14 protein-coding genes are annotated in these 22,214 nt (G+C 36.4%); 7 read left to right on the top strand and 7 right to left on the bottom strand.

Features of this window, described 5'->3' with window-relative positions; translation table 11 throughout:
* Nucleotides 1–126: 126 nt before the first annotated feature.
* Nucleotides 127–1,206: a M28 family metallopeptidase gene (locus tag ACH2CJ_RS12280; RefSeq protein WP_394993102.1), complete on the top strand. Its 1,080-nt coding sequence runs from the start codon at nucleotides 127–129 to the stop codon at nucleotides 1,204–1,206.
* A 149-nt stretch (nucleotides 1,207–1,355) separates the two neighbouring features.
* On the opposite strand, the gene ACH2CJ_RS12285 is transcribed toward ACH2CJ_RS12280, so the two are convergent.
* From ACH2CJ_RS12285 to ACH2CJ_RS12310, 6 genes are all read right to left on the bottom strand, one after another.
* On the bottom strand, nucleotides 1,356–2,405 hold the full coding sequence (locus ACH2CJ_RS12285) for a sialidase family protein (protein WP_394993103.1): 1,050 nt from the start codon (nucleotides 2,403–2,405) through the stop codon (nucleotides 1,356–1,358).
* Between the two features lie 55 nt (nucleotides 2,406–2,460).
* Nucleotides 2,461–3,192 carry a hypothetical protein gene (locus ACH2CJ_RS12290; RefSeq protein ID WP_394993104.1) on the bottom strand — a complete coding sequence of 244 codons (732 nt, stop codon included), beginning with the start codon at nucleotides 3,190–3,192 and terminating at the stop codon, nucleotides 2,461–2,463.
* A 251-nt stretch (nucleotides 3,193–3,443) separates the two neighbouring features.
* The gene (locus ACH2CJ_RS12295; RefSeq protein WP_394993105.1) at nucleotides 3,444–3,704 is read right to left on the bottom strand and encodes a sensor histidine kinase; all 261 of its coding nucleotides are present in this window, start codon (nucleotides 3,702–3,704) and stop codon (nucleotides 3,444–3,446) included.
* Nucleotides 3,705–4,604 (bottom strand): PAS domain S-box protein, encoded by a 900-nt coding sequence (locus tag ACH2CJ_RS12300; protein ID WP_394993121.1) that lies wholly within the window; start codon nucleotides 4,602–4,604, stop codon nucleotides 3,705–3,707. It lies immediately after the preceding gene.
* 547 nt (nucleotides 4,605–5,151) lie between these two features.
* A complete protein-coding gene (locus tag ACH2CJ_RS12305) occupies nucleotides 5,152–10,779 on the bottom strand; it encodes a PAS domain-containing protein (RefSeq protein WP_394993106.1) in 5,628 nt (1,875 codons plus the stop codon).
* 240 nt (nucleotides 10,780–11,019) lie between these two features.
* Nucleotides 11,020–12,003 carry an Omp28-related outer membrane protein gene (locus tag ACH2CJ_RS12310; protein ID WP_394993107.1) on the bottom strand — a complete coding sequence of 328 codons (984 nt, stop codon included), beginning with the start codon at nucleotides 12,001–12,003 and terminating at the stop codon, nucleotides 11,020–11,022.
* A gap of 93 nt (nucleotides 12,004–12,096) precedes the next feature.
* Here ACH2CJ_RS12310 and ACH2CJ_RS12315 point away from each other — a divergent pair, with 93 nt between their 5' ends.
* Genes ACH2CJ_RS12315 through ACH2CJ_RS12325 form a run of 3 tightly spaced genes read left to right on the top strand, consistent with a single transcriptional unit; the run spans nucleotide 12,097 to nucleotide 15,293 of the window.
* Nucleotides 12,097–12,618, top strand: a complete 522-nt coding sequence (locus ACH2CJ_RS12315) for a TlpA family protein disulfide reductase (RefSeq protein ID WP_394993108.1) — start codon at nucleotides 12,097–12,099, stop codon at nucleotides 12,616–12,618.
* Nucleotides 12,615–14,195 carry a DUF6029 family protein gene (locus tag ACH2CJ_RS12320; protein ID WP_394993109.1) on the top strand — a complete coding sequence of 527 codons (1,581 nt, stop codon included), beginning with the start codon at nucleotides 12,615–12,617 and terminating at the stop codon, nucleotides 14,193–14,195. Before ACH2CJ_RS12315 ends, ACH2CJ_RS12320 begins: the two co-directional genes overlap by 4 nt.
* Before the next feature lie 21 nt (nucleotides 14,196–14,216).
* Entirely contained in the window at nucleotides 14,217–15,293 is a 1,077-nt protein-coding gene (locus ACH2CJ_RS12325) for a hypothetical protein (RefSeq protein ID WP_394993110.1), read from the top strand.
* Between the two features lie 239 nt (nucleotides 15,294–15,532).
* Here ACH2CJ_RS12325 and ACH2CJ_RS12330 read toward each other — a convergent pair whose 3' ends face one another.
* On the bottom strand, nucleotides 15,533–18,673 hold the full coding sequence (locus tag ACH2CJ_RS12330) for a S41 family peptidase (protein ID WP_394993111.1): 3,141 nt from the start codon (nucleotides 18,671–18,673) through the stop codon (nucleotides 15,533–15,535).
* Nucleotides 18,674–18,897: 224 nt separating this feature from the next.
* Between ACH2CJ_RS12330 and ACH2CJ_RS12335 the strand changes: the two genes are divergently transcribed.
* From ACH2CJ_RS12335 to ACH2CJ_RS12345, 3 genes are all read left to right on the top strand, one after another.
* Nucleotides 18,898–20,517 (top strand): FAD-dependent oxidoreductase, encoded by a 1,620-nt coding sequence (locus tag ACH2CJ_RS12335; protein WP_394993122.1) that lies wholly within the window; start codon nucleotides 18,898–18,900, stop codon nucleotides 20,515–20,517.
* Nucleotides 20,518–20,663: 146 nt separating this feature from the next.
* A complete protein-coding gene (locus ACH2CJ_RS12340) occupies nucleotides 20,664–21,011 on the top strand; it encodes a cupin domain-containing protein (protein ID WP_394993112.1) in 348 nt (115 codons plus the stop codon).
* A 32-nt stretch (nucleotides 21,012–21,043) separates the two neighbouring features.
* Entirely contained in the window at nucleotides 21,044–22,213 is a 1,170-nt protein-coding gene (locus ACH2CJ_RS12345) for an alginate lyase family protein (RefSeq protein ID WP_394993113.1), read from the top strand.
* The last annotated feature ends 1 nt before the right edge of the window (nucleotide 22,214 follow it).

The following is a 22,214-nucleotide window of genomic DNA, read 5'->3' on the forward strand; positions in this document are numbered from 1 at the left end:
ATCAGCCTTTTTCAGATTGGTTTGAGATGGATAAAGTCAGGACATTTTAAAATTAATCACCTTTTATCAGCTATACAATTTTGTGTACGGTTTTAAAAAAATTACAAAGGAAAGCTAAAAGACAAAGTGATTTTGTTGTACAAAAATGACAAAATTCAACCTTCCTTCAAACCTGATGCTACTCGTTATACCGACGAAGAATTAGAAAAAATGGTATCGGCAGCCCCCACTAATCAAAGTCAGCCCGACACTGCTTTTAGGTCGATGATGCAGGCTTTTCGTAGAAATAACATGCTTTCGACCAAGACCAAAGACATGGCAAAAAAAGAAGGTGCTTTGGCACTCTTTAGCATGAATGCCAGAGGCAAAGATGGCACTTTATTTGTGTCGAGTGGTGGTTCGTATAAAGCAACCGACCCCGAAGGTTTATTAGATATTATGCTAACTGCCGAAGATTATTTGTCGCTTTGCCGATTGGCTAAAGCGGGCATTCCTGTTAAATTGGAGTTAGATGTAAAAACACAATTTTATACTGAAGACCTCAAAGGCTATAATGTTTTGGCGGAAATTAAGGGAACTGATCCAAATCTCAAAGAAGAAGTTGTAATGCTCGGCGGACACCTCGACTCGTGGCACAGTGCCACTGGTGCAACAGATAATGCAGCAGGTTCGGCAGTGATGATGGAGGCAGTCAGAATTTTGAAAACTTTGGGTGTTAAACCTCGTAGAACGATTCGCATTGCTCTGTGGAGCGGCGAAGAACAAGGGCTTTTTGGTTCAAGAAATTATGTAAAAAATCACTTGACCGATGCTGACACCAAGAAAAGTAACAAAGAAGGCGATAAGGTTTCAGCGTATTTTAATGTGGATAATGGAACGGGTAAAGTCAGAGGGATTTATTTGCAAGGAAATGAGGCTTGCCGCCCGATTTTTACGAAATGGTTTGAGCCTTTCCATGATTTAGGAGCAAAAACAGTTACTATTAGAAACACAGGTGGCACCGACCATTTATCTTTTGTAGGCGTGGGTATTCCAGGGTTTCAGTTTATTCAAGACGAAATTGAGTATAATACTCGTACACACCATACGAACATGGACTCTTATGACCATTTGCAACCCGATGATTTGAAGCAAGCTGCAACAATCATTGCATCGTTTGTGTATAATGCGGCTATGCGTGATGAAAAATTACCGAGAAAGAAATAATTGAACGGGCATTATTTGAATAAAAATTCCCATAAAGTCTTTTGGTTTTATGGGAATTTTTTGTTTTATCAATTTCCTCGGTAGAATTTACTTTATTCATCCACTAATGAAAGTATTGTTGACTTGGAGCAGCAGAGTTTTAAATATTTTTATAATTTTTTAATGTTAATCTTCCCATCCTTCTCCCAAGCACAAAATATTTTTTTGTCCTTTGTTCTAATTGCTTTGATGAAACTGCCTTCACCAACATCCGCTATTTCACTTTTACTTAATTCTTTTATTTTGAGTGCCTTTCCGTCTTGCCACGCAATGATGGGGTTTTCGGGGTCAGTCATGCTACAATTACGCCCCGTTCCTATTTGATTCTCTGGTTCATTTGGTTTAGAATAGTATATTCGCCCTTCTCGTTGCCAAGCGGTAGATACGACATTTTTATCACTAACTACCAAACTTCCACCATCCATTGGACACGCATTCAATTTCCATGTTCCGTTACCAAGTTTCACAGGATTGTTGAATGTATTTCCTTTATTATCCGATTGCAATAAATAAAGGTCTCTCGAACCATTCAGCCAATTTCTGAACATAATTGAAACTTTTGATTTGCTTAATGTAATTGTGGGTTTACAGCACGGACAAACAGTGCTATCTGGCGATTGATAAACTATGCTATTTTTTGACCACGAAATTCCCTTATCAGTTGTTTTGGCAAAACATATCTTATTATGTTTATCATTTCTAATATCTAACCAAACCGCATAAAAATTATCATCTTGGTCGGCGGCAATACTCATTAAACCTTCGGGTGCAGAACCCGCCCAATCATTTACCAATGCTTCTTGCGTCCATTCCTGTGATTGATGATTCAATTGAAAAATATGAATTGAGCCTTTTTTATCAATGGCAGAAACTAAAGTGTAGTTTTTTGAACTGGCTACTTGCGGTCCTCTTGACATTCCCAAGTGCATGTCTTTTACTTCGCCAATTGTTTGAATATCTGAGAAAGTTAATCCATTATCAGTAGAAGTAGCACAGTAGATTTTATCGTCGTTTCCATAGACAATTCTTACGACTCCCGCCTTATCAATTGTTATTTGTGGTTGTTTTCCGCTCGCAATAATAGCATCAGTATGAGTAGCGAACGAAAAAAAAGAGGCTATGAAAATTATTAGAATGGCTGTTTTTAGCAATGTTTTCATTGGTTTGGTGTTAAGATTTTATTTTTTGTTGATAGTTTATTTTAGAAGAAGGTGATTATCCTTTAATTATTGTTTTTAAGAACAGTTGCACAGTTTCTGATTTTCCAATGGGTTCTAAAAAGAAATTAAATACATTAACACCGACTGCAAGATAAGTAGCAGGGTGTTTGAGTTTTCCGTATCTCCATGCACCCACGAGCAGCATTCCTATTATGAGTATTTGGGTAAAGTAAATGGGAATCATGATATTTATATTTGGCCAATCTTTGCTGTGCATGCCAACATATACACTTTGTATCCCACGACCAAGAGCTGGCATCATAATAATAAATACCGTTGAAATTAACCACCAAGCATGATTTTCAATTTCTTTTCTATGCAAAATGCTTTTTATTATTGCATATCCGAAGGCTGACATCATTACGATTTCTACCACAGTCACACCAAAGAAAAACCATGCTTGAAATGGCCCAAACTGTTCAGGTGTTGCCAATGCTTTCTCTGTTGTCGTAATGTCTCTGTGCATCATACTCACAGCGGTTAAACAAACCCCTCCTGCCAGAAACATGCCGATGATTCCATTAGTTCTATGTCTGGCAATTTGACCATGAGTAGCAAAATAGGGTTGGATGATTAGATAGATATACCAAACCGTACCTGTCCAATAATGTATATGGACCGACCATGCGTTATCAGAAAAATCACCCCAATAATCCTTAAATATGCCCATTTGCATAACAAGCATTGGAAGTAGCATCCATTTATACAGTGTTTTATATTTATACATCGCATTAGAGTTTTAATGTTTTTTCTAATTTGTAGAGTTGATGTTTAAATTACAATATGAATAGTAGGTTTTTAATATTGTCGTGCGTTATTTCCCAAGATTCGTTTAATATCAGCCGCAAAGCACAAACCTCGCCTATTCTAAATATGCAATTATAAGCAGTTTTTCTTATCTAAATTGCTTTGGTTTTTGTTATATGCCGTGGCTGTTGCTCATAAAAATGTCTTTAACCAGTCATTGCATTAGGCACTTTAATCAAACATAATTTCTTCTGAACTGCCTATTTTATACAAAGGTTCCTCAATGGGTAATGTAAAATAAAAAGAGGAGCCTTCGCCTTCCACACTTTCTACCCATATTTCACCGCCATTTTTTTTCAGAAATCCTTTTACCAATAGTAATCCAATTCCTGCTCCTTTGTTTTTCTTCCTTGTTTCCGAGAACGTTTTCATTTGTGGTGTAAAAAGCTTTTCCATTATTTCTTTCGACATTCCAATTCCAGTATCCTTCACCTAAACAATAACTTTGTCATCTTTGCTTTTTGCTGAAACCGTTATTATTCCTCCTTTTTCAGTGTGTTTTAACGCATTTGAAACGATATTTTGAATGATGGAAATTAACATTTTGCTATCCGCAAATACAGAAGTATCAGCCTCAACTTCGTGATGAAGATTTATTGTGTTTATGGTAGCCGTTTCGTTTAAAGTTTTAAAGACCTTATTAATGTATTCGATTAGTTTTATTTTTGTAGGAGAAAACACGTCTGATGCATATTTTATTCTTGCCCATTCTACTAAATAGTCCAACATATCCAATTCATCAGTTGACGATTTATAAAGTAAGTCAAGCAGTTCCTGAACAGCGTCCGGCTTCATTCTATGAAAATTATCTTTCAAATATTTCGCTGTTCCAATAATAGCTGATAGTGGACTTCTTAAATCGTGTGAAAGTATTGCCAAAACACTCTCTTTATGCGTATTAAGATCTTCCAATTCTCCAATATATTTTTTTATCGCATCCTCCGATTTTTTCCTTTCTGTTAAATCCCGTAAAATTTTAACGTAACCTAACATTTCTCCATCTACACCAATGAGTGGAAAAACCAAGCCGTAAGCATAAAATAGGCTTTGGTCTTTAGTAATGTGCCATCTGTTATCCGTTGAGCGGCCTTCTTTTAAAGCTGTTTCAATTTCTCTTTTCGGAATACCACTTTTTAAATCTTCCGTAGTAAATATAATATCGAAAGGTTGGCCAATAACTTCGTCAGTTTCGTAACCAAATATTTTTGTCGAGCCAGAACTCCAACTGTTTATATTGAATTCATTATCCAAAGTAAAAATGGAATAATCTTGTAAGCTGTCAATTACTTGGCTATAAAACTCAGCAGTAGGAATATATTTATTTTTAAGAATCTTCGGGTTGTTTTGTTTGTCATTAGGTTTATTTTAATTGTTATGGTGTCTGCCGCCATTACTTAACGTTGAAGCATTAGCATTTTAGTGTGAATCTTGGCATTTCAGTCCAATTCTTATAAAGGTTTTTTTATCTGCTTGAGTCCATAGCGAATCTTGCCTGTTTGCGGCAAGATTCAAAGTAAACCCAAAAAATATAAGTAAATATAAGGGTTTCAAAATTAATATTTTAAAAGTTTTTTGCCCATTGACACTATTTTAAAATGACTGCTAACATTTCGGGTGTTGCCAAAGGCGTGGATTCCGTATTACTGCTCAATTGAATTAAAAATGTTCAATTGTTTTCGTCAGCCTAATAGTATTTACCAAGCCCGCTTTTGGCAATACCGTGTTGTGCATTCGCTTTTCTACTAATCCTTAAATTCACGTTTTAAGTAAATACTTTATTATTGAGCATTTTTGATATAATTAGGCGATACGCATTCTTGCCAATATTCTACAATTTTAATAATAGTGGTTTTAGTTTGTCATATTTGTTCATCCATAATTATCGTTTCTTTTTTACTAACTTCACTATTTTACTGTATAATAAGTTTTCGTTAATAGGCTTTGAAATATAATCGTCCATTCCAAATTCTTTGCATTTCGAAACATCTGCTGTGGTTACATCAGCTGTTAAAGCAATTATTGGAATTTGAGATTTCAATGTTTTGCGTATATATTCCGTTGCCTCAAAACCATTCATTTCAGGCATTTGCAAATCCATCAAAATAATATCGTAGGTATTGGTTTGCATTTTTTCTATGGCCAATTTTCCATTGCTTACTATTTCATATTCAAATCCAAAATCACTTAAAATAATTTTGATTAGTAATTGATTTAATGCAACATCTTCGGCTACTAATACCCGCAGATTTTTAATTTTTGAATTCAGGGTTGGTATTTCTATTTCTTGTTCTGATTTTACATTTGTTTTTCCAAAAGGCAGGATAAAAGTAAATGTTGAACCTTCACCGAGCTTACTCTTTAAGCTAATACTTCCTCCTTGTTGTTCTATTAATTGTTTAACAATAGCAAGCCCTAATCCTGTTCCACCATAAGAATTAGATGTGCTGAGTTCAGCCTGTTCAAAAAGATTAAAAATTGAATTTATTTTGTTAGCAGCAATGCCAATTCCTGAATCGGTAACGGCAAATTCAATGTTTACATTTTCTTCGTCTTCGTGCAGTAATTTTAAGCTTAGTATAATTTTCCCCTTGTGTGTAAATTTTACGGAATTGCTTATAAGGTTTAAAATAATCTGATTTAATCTTATTGAATCGCCCAATAGTATTGATGGTATTCTGCTGTCGTATTCTTTTATAAGTTCTAAATTCTTTTCTTTTATTTTCAGGTCAAAAGTATACAGTATTGATTTTATTGATTTGCGTATTTCAAATGGTTGTTTTTCAAATGTTATTTTACCTGCATCTACTTTTGCCAAATCAAGTATATCGTTTATAAGTACATTTAATGACTTGCCACTTGTTTTTATAGCTTGTAAAAATTCTTTTTGTTCTACTCCTAAATCGGTTTTCATTAACACGTTTGCAAATCCTATAATGGAATTTAATGGCGTACGAATTTCGTGGCTCATGTTAGATAAAAACTGTTGTTTTGACTTAGCAGCATTTTCTGCAGCTAAAGTTGCAAGCTCTGACAGTTCTTTTGCGTGTCTTAATTCGTTAGCATGTTTTTCATAAATGCCTAAGTTGGTGTCACGGATTTTTATCTGTTCACTAATATCGGTGGTAACACCCACCCACATTTTAAGGTTTCCATTTTCATCTTTTATGGGCGATTCAATGTTTAAATGCCATTTATAATCACCATTTTTATCTAAAAACCGCATCTCCATTTCTAAAACAGTTTTTGTTTCCAAAGCTTTCTTAAACTTATTTTGAAATTCTTCTAATTCATCAGGATGTAAAATATTCTGGTAGCCTAAATTTTTTAACTCTTCAAAATCTTGTCCGGTATAATCAAGCCATTGTTTATTAAAATATATCACACTACCATCAGCATCTCTATTGCTTATTTTAGCAGGCATTAAATCAGCCAAGTGTCTAAAGTGCTTTTCACTCTCTTCAATCCTTTTTTTAGCATTCATTTGTTCTGTTACCTCGTAGCCAAAAAGCAAAATGGAATAAATCTCCTTAAACTCATTATACATAGGTTGGTAGCTAAAATTGAAGTACCGCAGTTCAGGAGCTAAGCCTTCATCTCTAGCCATTGTTGCTGGAATGTCAATACCTACATAAGTTTCACCTGTGGTGTAAACATTATCCAATAATTTATCAAATCCCTGTCCTTCCAATTCTGGCAGAGCCACCATTATTGGTTTACCTTTTAGATGGCGTTTTCCAAATAAACTTTGGTATTGCTCATTTACCAATTCATGTACATGTTCAGGACCGCTTAATGTACTTACAAAACCAGGCGAAGTCATCAGCATATCCTCAAACAAAGCAGTTTGAACTTCCATTTTTTTACGTCCAACTACCAAGTCGGTGATTTCAAGTGCTAAAACCATAATGCCTGAGATGGTACCATCCACTTCGCGTAGTGGTTCGTACACAAATGTTACGAACGCATTCTCCAATTGTCCATTACGCATTAATGTAATCGGAAGCTCAGATGCTACAAATCTTTCTCCTGTTGTATACACGTTATCTACAAGTGCTTCAAAGCCTTGACCTTCAAGCTCTGTGAGTACTTCAAAAATGGGCTTGTCTAATATCTGAGCCTCTGTTCTGCCCCAAATTTCGAGTATTTTCGCATTGACAATCTCGACCACATATTTTTCACCACGAACTACAGCTATAGCGACTGGTGCTTGTTTAACTAATTGTCTGAAACGTCCTTCGCTTTCTCTGATTTTTAAATTCATTTTTGCCTGTGGAGTTACCTCATTGGCAATAACGGCCACACCCTCTATTTCTCCATTTATATTGCGTTGTGCCTGATAGGCAAAAGTGTAATGCAGTACTTCCAATTTTCCATTACGAATTAGGCTAACTGGTGCTTCATAAGCATGAAAAGGGATACCGGTTTTATATACATCAGATAAGATTTTATCAAAACCCTGTTCAGTTATTTCGGGCATAATTGATAATAGCGATTTTCCAACGATATCTTTTCCCTTGCCCCAGGATTCTATAATAGAATCGTTAGCAATTTCTATAATCATATCTTCTCCTTTAAAAATAGCTATCATTGATGGCGAAGTAGCAATCATGTTGTGAAAACGAAATTCGCTTGCCTCCACTTTTTTACGTGCAATTACCTGTTCTGTTACGTCAGTGGCTAAAGCCATTACCCCCGAAACAGACCCGTCATTTTCGCGATAGGGCTGATACACAAAATTGAAATAACGAGTATCTTTTTCTCCATTTTTCCGCAGGAAATAAGCAGGTTGCTCGCTGCCGTAATGTGTAGTCCCATTTTCAAGAACATCTAATAACAAGGCGATAAAAGGCTGTTCTTTCATTTCAGGTAAAATTTCCAGGAATGGTGTGCCAAGTACTTCCTCTCCCACATTAAAAATTTTAAGCATGGGCTCATTCGCCAATTCCATTTTTAGTTCCTTCCCTTTGAAAATACAGATTGGATAAGGCGATTTCTCAACCAAGCTGCGGAACCGTTTTTCGCTTTCTTTTAATTTATCTTCTGATATCTTTCGCTCAGAAATATCGGTATGCACACCCACCCATTCCCGGATTGATCCATCTGCATTTAATAAAGGAATTGCATTAACTGAAAAGTGTCCCCAGTTTCCGGTTTTATATTTTACACGGTGTTCAAACACAAAATTCTTACGGTCTCTAATTGATCCGTTCCAGGCATCAAGAGTGTTTTGTGTATCATCAGGATGAATAGCATCAGCCCATCCATATCCCTGATAGGCTTCATAGTTTTGGCCGGTAAGTGAACTCCAACCAATCTGCTCTCCTTCCATTTCGCCTTTTGCATTGTTAGTCCATATAATGCCTTCCACTGCGGCAACAGCCGCCTGAAACCGTTCTTCACTTTCTACAATCTTCCTTTTTGCAATCACCTGCTCGGTTACATCATACCCAATAATAGTAATACCCGAAATAGTTTGGTCCGCTTCCCAATAAGGTTGGAAAACAAAATTGAAATACTGTTCCCTCGCATGCCCGTGTACATTATGGGGGCTCTGCACTTCTCTACCATGATAAGGAATACCGGTGGCAATCACTTCATCCATCAAAGCGGGGAATGGCGTGTCGTTAAGTTCGGGCATAATTGCAAGTAGCGATTTTCCTTCTACGTCATTCCCTTTTCCCCAAACTGCTTTAACCCTGTCATTGGCAAGGGCAATCACCAAGTCTTTACCTTTCAGCACGGCAAAAGTAAATGGCGAATTCATAAGCATCATGTTATACCGCTTATCGCTTTCTTCCACTTTTTTGCGGGCAAGTACCTGTTCAGTTACTTCGCTGGCAACCACAATTATTCCAGTTACAGATTCGTCATCGTCTCTCAACTGTTGAATAATAAAATTGTAAAACCCTTGTGTGCTTATGTTGTTTTTATTTATATTAAATTCAAATCCATTTCCGCAATAGGTTGTTCCGCTTTGCATTACGTTATCCATAAGACCTTTGAACCCTTGTGTTTCCAGTTCGGGCAATATGTCAAATAGGGGTTTGCCTACAAAGTCCACACCTTTATTAAGCATTTGCAAACAGTGTTCGTTGGCTACTTCTGCAATATATTCTTTGCCTTTATAAATACCGATTGCCACAGGTGTTTGCATTACAATCGACTTAAATCGCACTTCGCTTGTTTCTATTTTTTTACGGGCAAGCACCATTTCTGTTACTTCATACGCTATTTGTGTAACACCAGAAATTGTATTGTCTGCTTCATAGTAAGGTTGGAAAACAACGTTAAAATACTTATGTTTTAGCTGACCATTGTAGGTTAGTTTTCCGAGTATTTCATTGGCATACACTGGAATACCTGTCGTATAAACTTTCTCGATCATTTCGGGAAATGGCTGGTCTTGAAGTTCGGGCAATACTTCCAAAAGCGTTTTTCCTTCTACATCTTTACCTTTTCCCCAAAATTCTTTTATCAAACTATTGGCAAGGGTAATCACCATGTCTTTTCCTTTCATAACAGAAAAAGCAAATGGCGATTCCATGAGCATTTCGTAGTAACGTTTATTGGTTTCTTCAACCTGTTTCAACGCTTTTTGTTCCGCCTCACGCTGTGCTTCTAATGCTTTTTTTACAATTACCGAAGCGGTTACCTCGTAAGCAATAACGGTAACACCCGAAATAGTTTCGTCTGCTTCCAGATAAGGCTGGTAAACAAAATTGAAATAGACATCTTCCAATTTTCCATTGCGAAAAACCGGGGCAAGAAGTTCCTCTCCCGAAAAGGGAGTGCCGGTGGTGTACACATTATCTAGCAAACCGGGAAATTCGGAATCTTTGAGCTCAGGCAAAACTTCAAATAGAGGCTTTCCTTCCAAGTCTTTCCCTTTCCCCCACATTTCTTTTACGGAATCGTTGGCAAGGGTTATCACCATGTTTTTTCCTTTAAATACAGCAAAAGCGAATGGCGATTTCATGAGCATCATGTTGTAACGCTTTTCGCTGTCTTCAACCAGTTTCAACGCTTTTTGTTCCACCTCATGCTGTAACTCTAATGCTTTTTTTTCCATCACTGCAGCGGTTACTTCAGCAGCAATAATGGTAACGCCCGAAATAGTTTCGTCTGCTTCACGATAAGGCTGGTAAACAAAATTATAATAAACATCCTCCTTTTGTCCATTAATGTACTTCGGGGCGAGGATGTCATTGGCTTGATAAGGAATTCCTGTTTTGTAAACTTCATCAAGCAAATTAGGAAATGGCGTGTCTTTTAATTCCGGAAGAACCTCAATCAATGGTTTTCCTTCAACGTTGTTTCCCTTTCCCCAAGTTGCTTTCATTTTGTCATTGGCAAATGTAATCACATTGTTTTTACCTTTCAGTACTGCAAAAGCAAATGGCGATTGCATGAACATCATGTTGTACCATTTTTCGCTATCTTCAATTATTTTTCTTGAATTTTGTTTTGCTTTTTCAGGCGATTTCTTTTTGGGTGAAGTTGGTTTCATATCAAAGAAGTATGTTGAGATTATCTGAAATCATTTTGCGAAAGATGGCAAACACGGCTTGTCCGAAAATTGCAGTCTGCCGCAGCGGGTGTATTTTTTGGTGTTTTTCTAATAAAAAGTTACACTTTTAATGTCGTGCTTTTCAAAGTTTTTTCAATAAAACCTTTAATAGATTAACGAAGATAACAAAAAAGGCAGCCTATTTAGCTACCCTTCAAAATATTTTTATTAGAAATCTACTCAATCCCAATCTTTCACAATTCCAATTGGCACTATTTGCACATTGATAATTTCATTGGTTTTTTGATTCATCAAAAATACTACCAAATGGCAATTTTCCTTTACTTTGATGTTCTCTGGTAGGGCTATTTTGAATAATTTTCTGAAAATCTTGCCATTTTTGGTAGCAGCTACTGGAATATCAAGTCCGCCAATTAGTGGAGCGATGGCATCACGGGCAACATTGCGGTGAAGAAAATCTTCAATCATCGAAGGCTTGTTGTAAGCATCATATTTTTGAAATCGAATATCTCGACTGGCATAGTTTACTTGTGGATAACCCGCAACTTTGTCTTCTACTAAATAAATTCCCAGACCATAACTTTCGTCGGTCGCTGTTTGTATTTTTACATGACTCAAAACCGTCAATTCGTTGCCATTTAAATTACTTTCGATGGCAATTCCTGCTGTAGTTTTTTCTGTTTTCAAGAAATCTTCTACATTTATAGCCCATTCGCTTTCACCAATAATATAAGTTGTGCCAACAATTGATTTTCGGCGATTGACCATACCCGAAGGCCATGCAGGATGTCCATATTTGTTTTTTAGAGGGTTATATACTTTATCTTTATCGGCAGTCATTTCGTCGTTATAATGAATCTCGACTGAGATTACACGAGCATTTGCAGTCAGCTTTTCAGAAGTTTCTTTTGCCAGCGGACACCAACCACACCATGTGCCTGAATGTTCTTCTAATAAAACTTTTCTTGTAAAATCTTGTGGAATTTTGGTCGAAACTTTACTGGGATAGTCATATTTACAGCTGCAATCATCGGCTTTTGCCGTTGATTTATAGTTGGTCGCTGCCACATCTGTACAGCCAATAGTGAGGTCTTGCGATTCGGTTTCGACAATAACTACAGGTTCTGGAGCAGATTTACTACATTGAAAAAAAAAGAATATACTTATAGCAATAAAGAATGCTTTAACAACTATTTTATTCATTGGGTTTTTGTAGTTTTTTCTAAAAAAACAACAAAAATCGTGCCTTACAATGTTTGGCATCAGAATTGCGTTTTTAATTAAAACAATCAACAAATGACAAGATTTTTCGTGAATAAAATGTTATGTTATATATTTTTTATTTTAAGTTTTTCTCTCAATATTTTTGCCCAAAAATCGCTACCCGATGTACAAATAAAAAATTTAAAAGAACAAACGATTTCCAGCAAACAGCTTATTGGAACTAATCAACCAATAATTATAAGTTTTTGGGCGACTTGGTGCAAGCCTTGTTTGCAAGAAATTAATGCTATTTCGGATAATTTAGAAGATTGGCAAAAAGAAACAGGTGTGAAATTTATTGCTATTTCGGTAGACGATAGTCGAAGCAAAGCTCGTGTACTAACATTTGTCAATACAAAAAAATGGAAATTTGATGTCTATACTGACGAAAACGCCGATTTTCAAAGAGCATTAAATGTGCTAAACGTGCCTCATACATTCATTTTAGATGCCAACGGCAAAATTATTTATCAGCACACATCTTATGCTTTGGGCGATGAAGAGGAATACATTGATATTGTTAGACGACTTAAAAAAGCGTCCACAGGGAAATGAAAAAACACCTAATACTCTTACTGTTTTTAAAAACAATTACTGGTTTTTCCCAAAAAGACACCACGCAAAAAGGTACATTTACGGGCAGCATTCAAGCAGATTTTCAAAAATATACAAATGATAACTCATTGATATATAGTCAATTAGATAAGAAAATTGCTTCAAATAATTATCTTACGCTACAATACCAATACGCTCGTTTTCGGGCAGGGGTGAGGCTTGAAGGCTATTTCCCTCCTTTGTTGGGTTACCCTAATAATTTGGAAGGAAAAGGGCTGGTCAATCGTTTTGTGAATTATCAATCTCAGAAAATTTCGGCAACGATTGGTCATTTTTATGAGCAGTTTGGTAGTGGAATGATGCTTCGTTTGCAACAGCAACGTTTTTTGGGGATGGATACTTCACTTGATGGTTTTCAGCTGAAGGCAAATCCAACGAAAAATTATGCTTTAAAACTGATTGGCGGTAAACAAAGGCTTGGGTTCAAGCACGCTGATGGAATAGTGATTGGGCTCGACAACGAATTTAGATTTAGCAAAGATTCGTCGGCAAGCCAATGGAGTGGAGGGCTGAGTTTGGTCAATAAAAACGAACCTTATTCGGGAATTTTGAAAACGGTCAGTGCGAACGTTTGGGCGGTAGGAGGAAGGTTGAATTTTCAGCAAAATAATTTTAGTTTTTCAACTGAATATGTCTCAAAATCGCCCGATGCTTCGCCAGCAAATCGCTACATTTCGCACCGAGGTTCAGGCTTTTTTTTGACGAGTAATCTTGATTTTACCAATCTTTCGCTGTCACTAAACCTCAAACGCATTGATAATTTTGATTTCCGTAGTCAACGCTCCGAAAGTCTCAATAATGCACTTTTGAGCTATATTCCTGCCACAACTAAGCAACATTCGTATCGTTTGCTGACGCTTTATCCGTACGCTTCGCAGGTTTTGGGCGAAGTTGGCGGACAAATAGACGTAGTTTATTCATTTAAAAACAACGCAACTCTATCGTTCAATTTTGCTGCTTTGAATGCCTTAAACAAAAAAGAAATTAATACTGAAGAAGGTTACAAGAGTAGTTTCTGGGAGCTTGGGAAAGAGAAATATTACCGAGATATTAATATTGAATTTGAGAAAAAGTGGTCGAAAAAGTTTAAATCTAATTTGGTTTTTGTTTATCTCAATTATAATAAAGGTCAGATTTTGGGTACTCGTCAAGAAATGGTAAAATCTTATACTTTTATTTTCGATGGGACTTATAAACTGCTGAAAAAGAGAGCTTTACGCTTTGAATTGCAACATTTAGCCACTAAACAAGATGTTGGAAACTGGGCAATGAGTTTGGTAGAATACAGTGTTTCGCCCAAATATTTTTTCTATATTTCGGATGAAATAAATTACCATGATTTCGACTTCAAGAAAGTGCGGCATTTTCCAAATATTGGTTCGGCATTTAGTCATAAAGGACACCGCCTTTCATTAGGCTACGGTCGCCAGCGTGAAGGGCTTTTGTGCGTAGGTGGCATCTGCCGATTGACTCCTGCTTATACAGGTTTTAGTGCGTCATTAACAAGTAGTTTTTGATTTCTAATTCAAAGCGATACAATGAAAATATTCAAAATACTGCCATTTTTATTATATTTTGCTGTGTTTTTCGATTCATATTCACAAAAAACGATTTCGCTCAATGGAGAAAAACTCAGTTTTTCATGGGTGTTTCGTATTGATAATGTATCTGATAAACGCTCAAATAAAGATAATATTGGAACGCCGTCTATCGGAAGTGTTTTTGTTTCACCCACCGAGAAAGAAACCATTTCGCTGAAAGGTGGAGTTGTAGCGGCAGTTAAGAAATTGCTTTCGCAAAGCATTCCACTTAACAACTCTTCTATTTCGATTTCATACAATATTTTGGAGCTAAAGATTTCGGAATCAAAACTGCCCAATGGCAATATTTCGGGACAAATGTTTTTGAGAGTGGCTTTTGAGCGATTGGGCAAAAAAGACACGGTTTTATTGACAGAAACAATAACTTCTACCTCATTTCTCCGCTCTGATGCTCAAATGCCCGCAGGAAGATATGAGATAATTCTGACTTCATTATTTTCGAAATCATTAGAATATATTGATAAATGGTTGGTACTTAATGGTGGAAAAAGTGAAGCATTTGTGAAAGGTGTGAAGATGATTTTTATACCGGAGCCTAATGATAATGTTGGGGATACAGTTTACTATAATTCAGGAAAAATCACTTGGAACGATTTCAAAGGAAAGCCAACAAATAGCAGATATGGAGCAGCTATTTTTTCAAATTTTGCATACGATGCAATTTTTCAAATAAAAGACGGGTACATTGTAGCTACCATTCAAACCAAAACTTATATGGTACGTGGAATGTCGTGGGTGATGCCAGCCGCCCAAGAGGCTTATGGTTTAGCACATGAACAACTGCATTTTGATATTACAAGGCTCGTTGTTGAGCGTTTTAAGAAGAAAATTGCTACCATGAAAGCCGACTTGGTGATTGACCTAAACAGCATGATTCAATATGAATATTTGGAGTCATATCGTGAAATGAACAAACTTCAAAACGACTATGATGGTGAAAGTAATCATAGCCTAAATAGACAAAAACAAGCGGAATGGGCAGACAAAGTGAAAAAATGGCTGGAGGGGAAATAGAGAAGTTTTGTATGCGTAAAATCAAAGCGAATTGATGTTTTTATAAACAAAAATAAGTTATCAAATATTCAAATTCTTGGAATACTCCCCTCCAGATTATAGGTCACTAAATAACGTCCCATCCAAGTATTTGAATACGAGGTAAGCTGAGTTTTGGAAAAGACGTTTTATTGTAATAGGTTTTGAAACACAATTTTCCAAATTGTACTTTTTCGCTATTCACAAATTGGAGAATTGTATTACTTCAATTCCTTCAAAACCTCCTCAATGGCTTTATCCAATTGTGGGTCTTTGTTTTCGAGGCGGTCTTTGAAACTTTGTTTGACATAAATATCAGGTTTTACTCCTTCTCTTTCGATATTCTTACCATCAAGAGTGTAGCATCCCCACGAAGGCAAACGATAAAACGAACCATCAACCAAGCCTTTTCCCGAAGTAAAAATTATCCAGCGATATGTTTCTGTTCCAATAATTTTACCCAATTGTAATTGTTTAAAACCTGCCGCCGTCATTTCAGCATCACTTAATGATTGTTCGTTAATCAACAAAACCAATGGTTTGGCAGCAGGACTAAAGTTAGGTTGAATAGCAAATTGCCCTTCACGATATTTCCATTTTAGATACGGTTTTTGTGCCAAAAAATTAAGTACCAAATCATGTACATTTCCACCAGTATTATAACGTAAATCAAAAATTAAACCTTCACGGTTATATGCTTCGGAAGTCATATCAATCAAAAATTTCTCCATTTCTCCTGTTCCCATGTTACGCATGTGGGCATAAGCAATGCGTTTTTTGCCTTTTTCATCAATGTAGTTTTGATTCCATTGAATCCATTCATCGTATAAATTATCGACTAAAGCTCCCGAAGTTTGTGGATGAAGTTTTACTAAAAAGGTACTGTCGTTTCTTGCAAAAGTCAGTTCAATTTCATCATCCATTGAAGGTTTTTGGAAATAAAAATCACGATTTTGTTTCTTATCGACACTTTCTCCATTCAATTTTGTCAAAATATCACCAGATAGGATATTTTTTCCTGCTTTATCAGCAGCCGATTTCTTGACAATATACTTCACTTTATAAGGATCTTCCTCGTCGAATATGATACCAGTTGCCATAGTTGATGTTTTGAAAAATATGCTTTCTTCCAAGCCTGAACTCGTAAAACCCGTATGTGAAGCATTCAACTCACCAAGCATATCATTTTGCATTATCCGAAAATCAACTCTTGAATTGATATAAGGCAAAAACGTTTCATATTTCTTTTTGATAGTTGTCCAATTGACATTGTTAAAGGTTTCGTTATAAAAGTTTTCCTCCACATTTGCCCAAGTTTCGTAAAACATCTGCTTAAATTCATCCACGAAATTTTTTCGAAATGTAAAGCTAATGTCAATTTTCTCTACTTTATTTCCATCCAAATTTAGTTTGCAAATAGTACCATTGACCAATACATAATATTTGCCATCGGCTTGCACAATATTGGCACTTGGCGAATCGGCTCCTTCTATTTTTTCAGTTTTATTTACTGTAAAAGGTTCGATGGTAGTTTTATAAAGATTATTTTTATTTTCGATGTGGTCGGATGGATAAATTACAAAAGTTTTGGTGTCTTTTTGAATAACTATTGGTGAATCGGCCGTTCCGTAATTTGGGCTGACGGCCTCCAAACGCTCCATTAAGCCATCGGTATCAATCACAATCGGTTCGATTTTCTTTGGCTTGGTCGAATCAGCTTTTGTTTCTGTTTTTTTCTCAACGGGTTTAAACAAATCAGTAAACTTATCAGATTTGAACGGTGCTTCGATTTTACTTAGTGGCAAACGATAAATCCGCTCTTTTTCCAGTCCAAAAGGATAACTTGGTTTGGTACGATTAGAAGCAAAATAGATGTATTTTCCATCGGGCGACCAGTAAGGTGTTTCTTCAGTAATGCCCGTATTTGTCAAATTTATAGTTTCATTTTTTGCCAAATGATGCAGAAAAATCTCACTTTCAAAGTTTCGATGAGCCACAAATACTACATATTCATCATTAGGTGAAAAATAAGGTTTTGAGTTCTGAAAAGCCCAAATTTCATCTTTAGCGATGGTTTTTGTAGTAAAAGTCTTCAAATCAATCGTTTTTACTTCACTTCTACCACTCAAATACACACCCATCGTACGGTCATTATTGAGTGTAAGGTCTCGGTTATTTTGGAGTTCGTCGGTCAACTTTTTTTCAGTGCCTTTGCCATCGGCGGCAATTGAAAACCAATTTTGGTAGCCATTTACAGTTTGATTAAAAATCAAAGTTTTGCTATCCGATAACCATTTAACTTCTAACACTCTACCATCAATACGGGTGCTGAGTTGCTTTACATATTTTCCTTCCAAATCCGACACAAAGAGCTGTCCACGTGAGCTAAACGCCATTTTTTTACCATCGGGTGCTACATCAAACTCAACAATATTGCCTTTTACATTAAAATCTTGGGCTTTGGGCAAAGTAAAATTACGATTCATTGTAAGCTGTAATTGCTGCGTTTTTTTACTCGAAACATCATACAAAAACAATTGATAATCTTTCTCAAAAATAACTTTCTCGCCATTTGTACTCACTTGTGGGCGTTTGATTGACTCTTTAAAATTCGTCAAAGCTGTTTTTTTAGTTCCTTCAAATGTATAAAGATTATACTCACCATTGGCTTCGTCAGATACAAAAAACACTTTGCCCGAACGGGTAATAGTAGCCCAAAAATCTTTGCCAATATAATCGGTGTAACGTTTATAGGCTTTAGTTTGAAGATTATATGACTGAATATCGGGGTTAAATTCTCCTTTATATCCTTTTCGATAAGCCTGGTTATCACTTTCCCAAGTATCATTAAAGAATAATTCGCCCGAACTTGGATGCTCTACTACATTATGAATGCGGTTGAAAAAATGTTTAAAAACTCGCTTTGGCGTACCGCCATTCAAGCTAACTTTATAGGTTGTTCCGCCATTATAAGCATTTGAAGTCAAATAGATACTTTGCGAATCCCAAGACCACGATTCTACTAAATCACCACTGTCGTGAAATGTCAATTGGCGAATCGTGCCACCTTCCAAAGGCATTAAATAAACATCGGCATTCCCATATTGAGAACCCGAAAATGCCACCCATTTGCCATCGGGCGAAATACGTGGTCGAGTTTCGTTGCCCGTCATTGCGGTTAGACGAGTCGCCATTTTTGTTGCTAAATCGGCTTTCCAAACATCGCCTTCGTAGCAGAAAACTGCTATTTTGGCATCAGGACTAATACTTGGATATGAAGCAAAATAAACGTCGTTGGTCTGAGCATTTATTGTGGAAAAGATTAAAGTAAAAAACACTAGGAGTAAAAAAGCTTTTTTCATATAATTTCAAGGTTTAATGATAAGTTTTTGAAAGTTAAGAAAAAAGTTTTTCTCAAAAAACAGAAACAATATTTTACCAATAATTTAAATCGAAATATTTATCTTTAAACAATATTTCCTTTCTGTTTCTAAAATTAGCTGTTTAATTCTAAGCATAAAATTCATCTATTCAAGCCTTTCCAATGAAAAAACAAAAATTCTTTACGTGGCTTTTGGCAGTAAGTATGCTATTGCCCAGTTACACTACGAAAAAAACAAATCTTACTGCTTCTCGGCAAGCTGATGTCATTATTTACGGAGGTACTTCAGCAGCGATTATTGCTGCAGTACAGGTCAAAAAAATGGGGAAAACAGTCATTATTGTTTCTCCTGATAAACATTTAGGAGGCTTATCGTCTGGTGGATTAGGTTTTACTGACACAGGAAATAAGGAAGTAATTGGCGGACTTTCACGTGATTTTTACCAAAGATTATATCAACATTACCAGAAAACAGAATCGTGGCAATGGCAGAAAAAAGATGAATACGGTAATAAAGGACAAGGAACGCCTGCCCTCGATGGAACAAATCGTACGATGTGGATTTTTGAACCTCATGCTGCCGAACAAGTTTTTGAGGATTTTGTTAAAGAAAATAATTTAATAATTTATCGCAATGAGTGGCTCGACCGTTCGACAAAGGGCGTGGTGAAAGAATCGGGAAGTATTCGCTCTTTTCGCACCTTGGCTGGCAATGTTTATCAAGGAAAAATGTTTATTGATGCCACATACGAAGGCGACCTCATGGCTGTTGCTGGTGTAAAATACCACGTTGGACGTGAAGCCAATAGTGTTTATGGAGAAACATGGAATGGTGTACAGACAGAAGTTTTTCAGCATGGACATCATTTTAAAGCCAAAATTAGTCCATATAAAATTGCCAATGACCCAAAAAGTGGACTTTTGCCAGAAATTTCGGACAAACCAGCGGGCGAAAATGGCTCAGGCGACAATAAAATTCAAGCTTATTGTTTCAGAATGTGTTTGAGTAATCATCCCGATAATCGCATTCCGTTTGTCAAACCACAAGGCTATAACCCAGCTCGATACGAATTGTATGCCAGAGTTTTTGCGGCAGGTTGGACAGAAACTTTCAATAAATTTGACCCAATTCCAAATCGAAAAACTGATACCAATAATCATGGGCCATTTAGCACCGATTATATTGGCAAAAATTATGATTATCCCGAAGCAAGTTATGTTCGTCGCAAGCAAATAATTAAAGAACATGAATTGTATCAAAAAGGCTTAATGTATTTCTTGCAAAATGACCCTCGTGTGCCTGCTGATGTGCATGAAAAAATGCAACAATGGGGTTTGCCAAAAGACGAATTTAAAGACAATGGCAATTGGCCACATCAATTATATATTCGAGAAGCACGCCGAATGATTGGCGAATTTGTGATGAAAGAAGCCGATGCTTTAGGCAAAACAAAAGTGCCAAATCCTGTTGGAATGGGTTCGTATGCTTTAGATGCTCACAATGCCCAACGATATGTAAAACCCGACGGTTTTGTGCAAAATGAAGGCGATATTGGCGTGCATCCTGATAAGCCATATTCGATTGCTTATGGCTCGATTTTGCCCAAAGAAAGCGAATGTAATAACCTACTTGTGCCTGTTTGTATATCAAGTTCGCATATTGCTTATGGCTCTATTCGCATGGAACCAGTTTTTATGATTTTGGGGCAATCGGCAGCGACAGCGGCGGTTTTGGCTATCGAAAACAAAGTTTCACCACAAAAACTGCCTTATGAAAAATTACAAACCTTTTTACTGAAAGATAAACAACGCTTGGAATTATAATAATAACGTCGGTGAAGTCCTTAAAAACTAAATAATCTTTTTTTGAACAATAATGGTTCTTCTGATATTTCTACGAAAAAATAGTCGTAAAAGTATTGGAAGAACCATTATATTTGGAAGGAATTTAAGCAAAAGAAGAAAAATTTATGATACAATTCAACAAAACATTAGTAACTGACGACGAACTGCCGTGGGAAACAGTTGACCCAAAAATCAAGCGTAAAATAATGGCTTATAACAACGATTTGATGTTGGTAAAAGTAGCTTTTGAGCAAGGAGGCGTGGGAGCTATACACAAACATCCGCACTTACAAATCAGCTATGTAGCAAGCGGAGTATTTGAACTTACAATCGGTGGAGAAAGTAAAGTTTTAAATGAAGGTGATGTTTATTTCGTGCCGTCTGATGTTCTTCATGGGGCAGTTTGTATCGAAGATGGCGTACTGATTGATGTTTTTAATCCAATGCGTGAAGATTTTGTAAAAGCCACCTAACGGCAGCGACCACCCCCGATGAGGGAATAAAAATGAAAAAGAACATTGCATACATTTTGATATTTCTGTTCATACTAACACTTACTGGTTTTGGTCAGAACCATATATCAGGTCAAGTCATTAAAGTTTTACAAAAAGACATCATTGCTCAAGCTAATTGGGCGATGACTCAGAAACCGATAACAATTACTGCCGAGCAATGCGAAAGGTCGGCGGGTGGACTGCATGATTTTTATTCGGAAGGTGATTATTGGTGGAAAAAACCTGATGACCCCAATGGCCCATATATTCAGCGAGATGGACAAACAAATCCTGATAATTTTGTGGCTCATCGAAAAGCCATGATTCGCTTTAGTCAAATCGTTGGTTCGTTGGCATCGGCATATATCATTACAAAAGATGAAAAATATGTAAAACAGGCATTTCTGCACATCAATGCTTGGTTTTTGGACAAAAATACAGCCATGAACCCCTCTTTGCTTTATGCCCAAGCCATCAAGGGAAAAGTTACGGGTCGAGGTATTGGCATCATTGATACCATTCATTTGATGGAAATTGCTCAGGGAATTTTGGTCATGGAAAAGGCTTCGGTCGTCAATAAAGAAGAACTACAAGCAATCAAAAATTGGTTTGAACAATATTTGCAATGGCTTACTTCGAATCCTTATGGCTTAGAAGAAAGAGATGCTAAAAATAACCACGGTACTTGTTGGGCAATGCAAGTTGCTTCGTTTGCCAAACTTACTGGAAATCAAACACTTACAGACTATTGTAAGAATCGTTTTAAAACGGTTTTATTGCCTAATCAATTAGAAAAAGATGGCAGTTTTCCATTGGAACTCAAACGTACAAAACCTTATGGGTATTCGATTTTCAATTTAGATGCTATGACTACCCTTTGTCAAATTTTGTCTGATTCAAAAGATGATTTGTGGGATTATAAGTTGGAAGATGGGCGGACGATAAAAAAAGCGATTGAGTTTTTATATTCATTCGTAGCAAAAAAAGCTAATTGGACATTTCAGCAAGATGTGATGTACTGGAACGAATGGCCGGTGGCTCAGCCTTTTTTGATTTTTGGGTATCAACATTTCAATCAAAAAGAATGGCTTGATACATGGAAAAGTTTAGACCATTTCCCCAAAAATGATGAAGTAATCAGAAATTTACCCATTAGAAACCCTTTAATTTGGATACAATAAT

The organism is Emticicia sp. (genome assembly GCF_043780375.1).
Lineage (GTDB): Bacteria > Bacteroidota > Bacteroidia > Cytophagales > Spirosomataceae > Emticicia.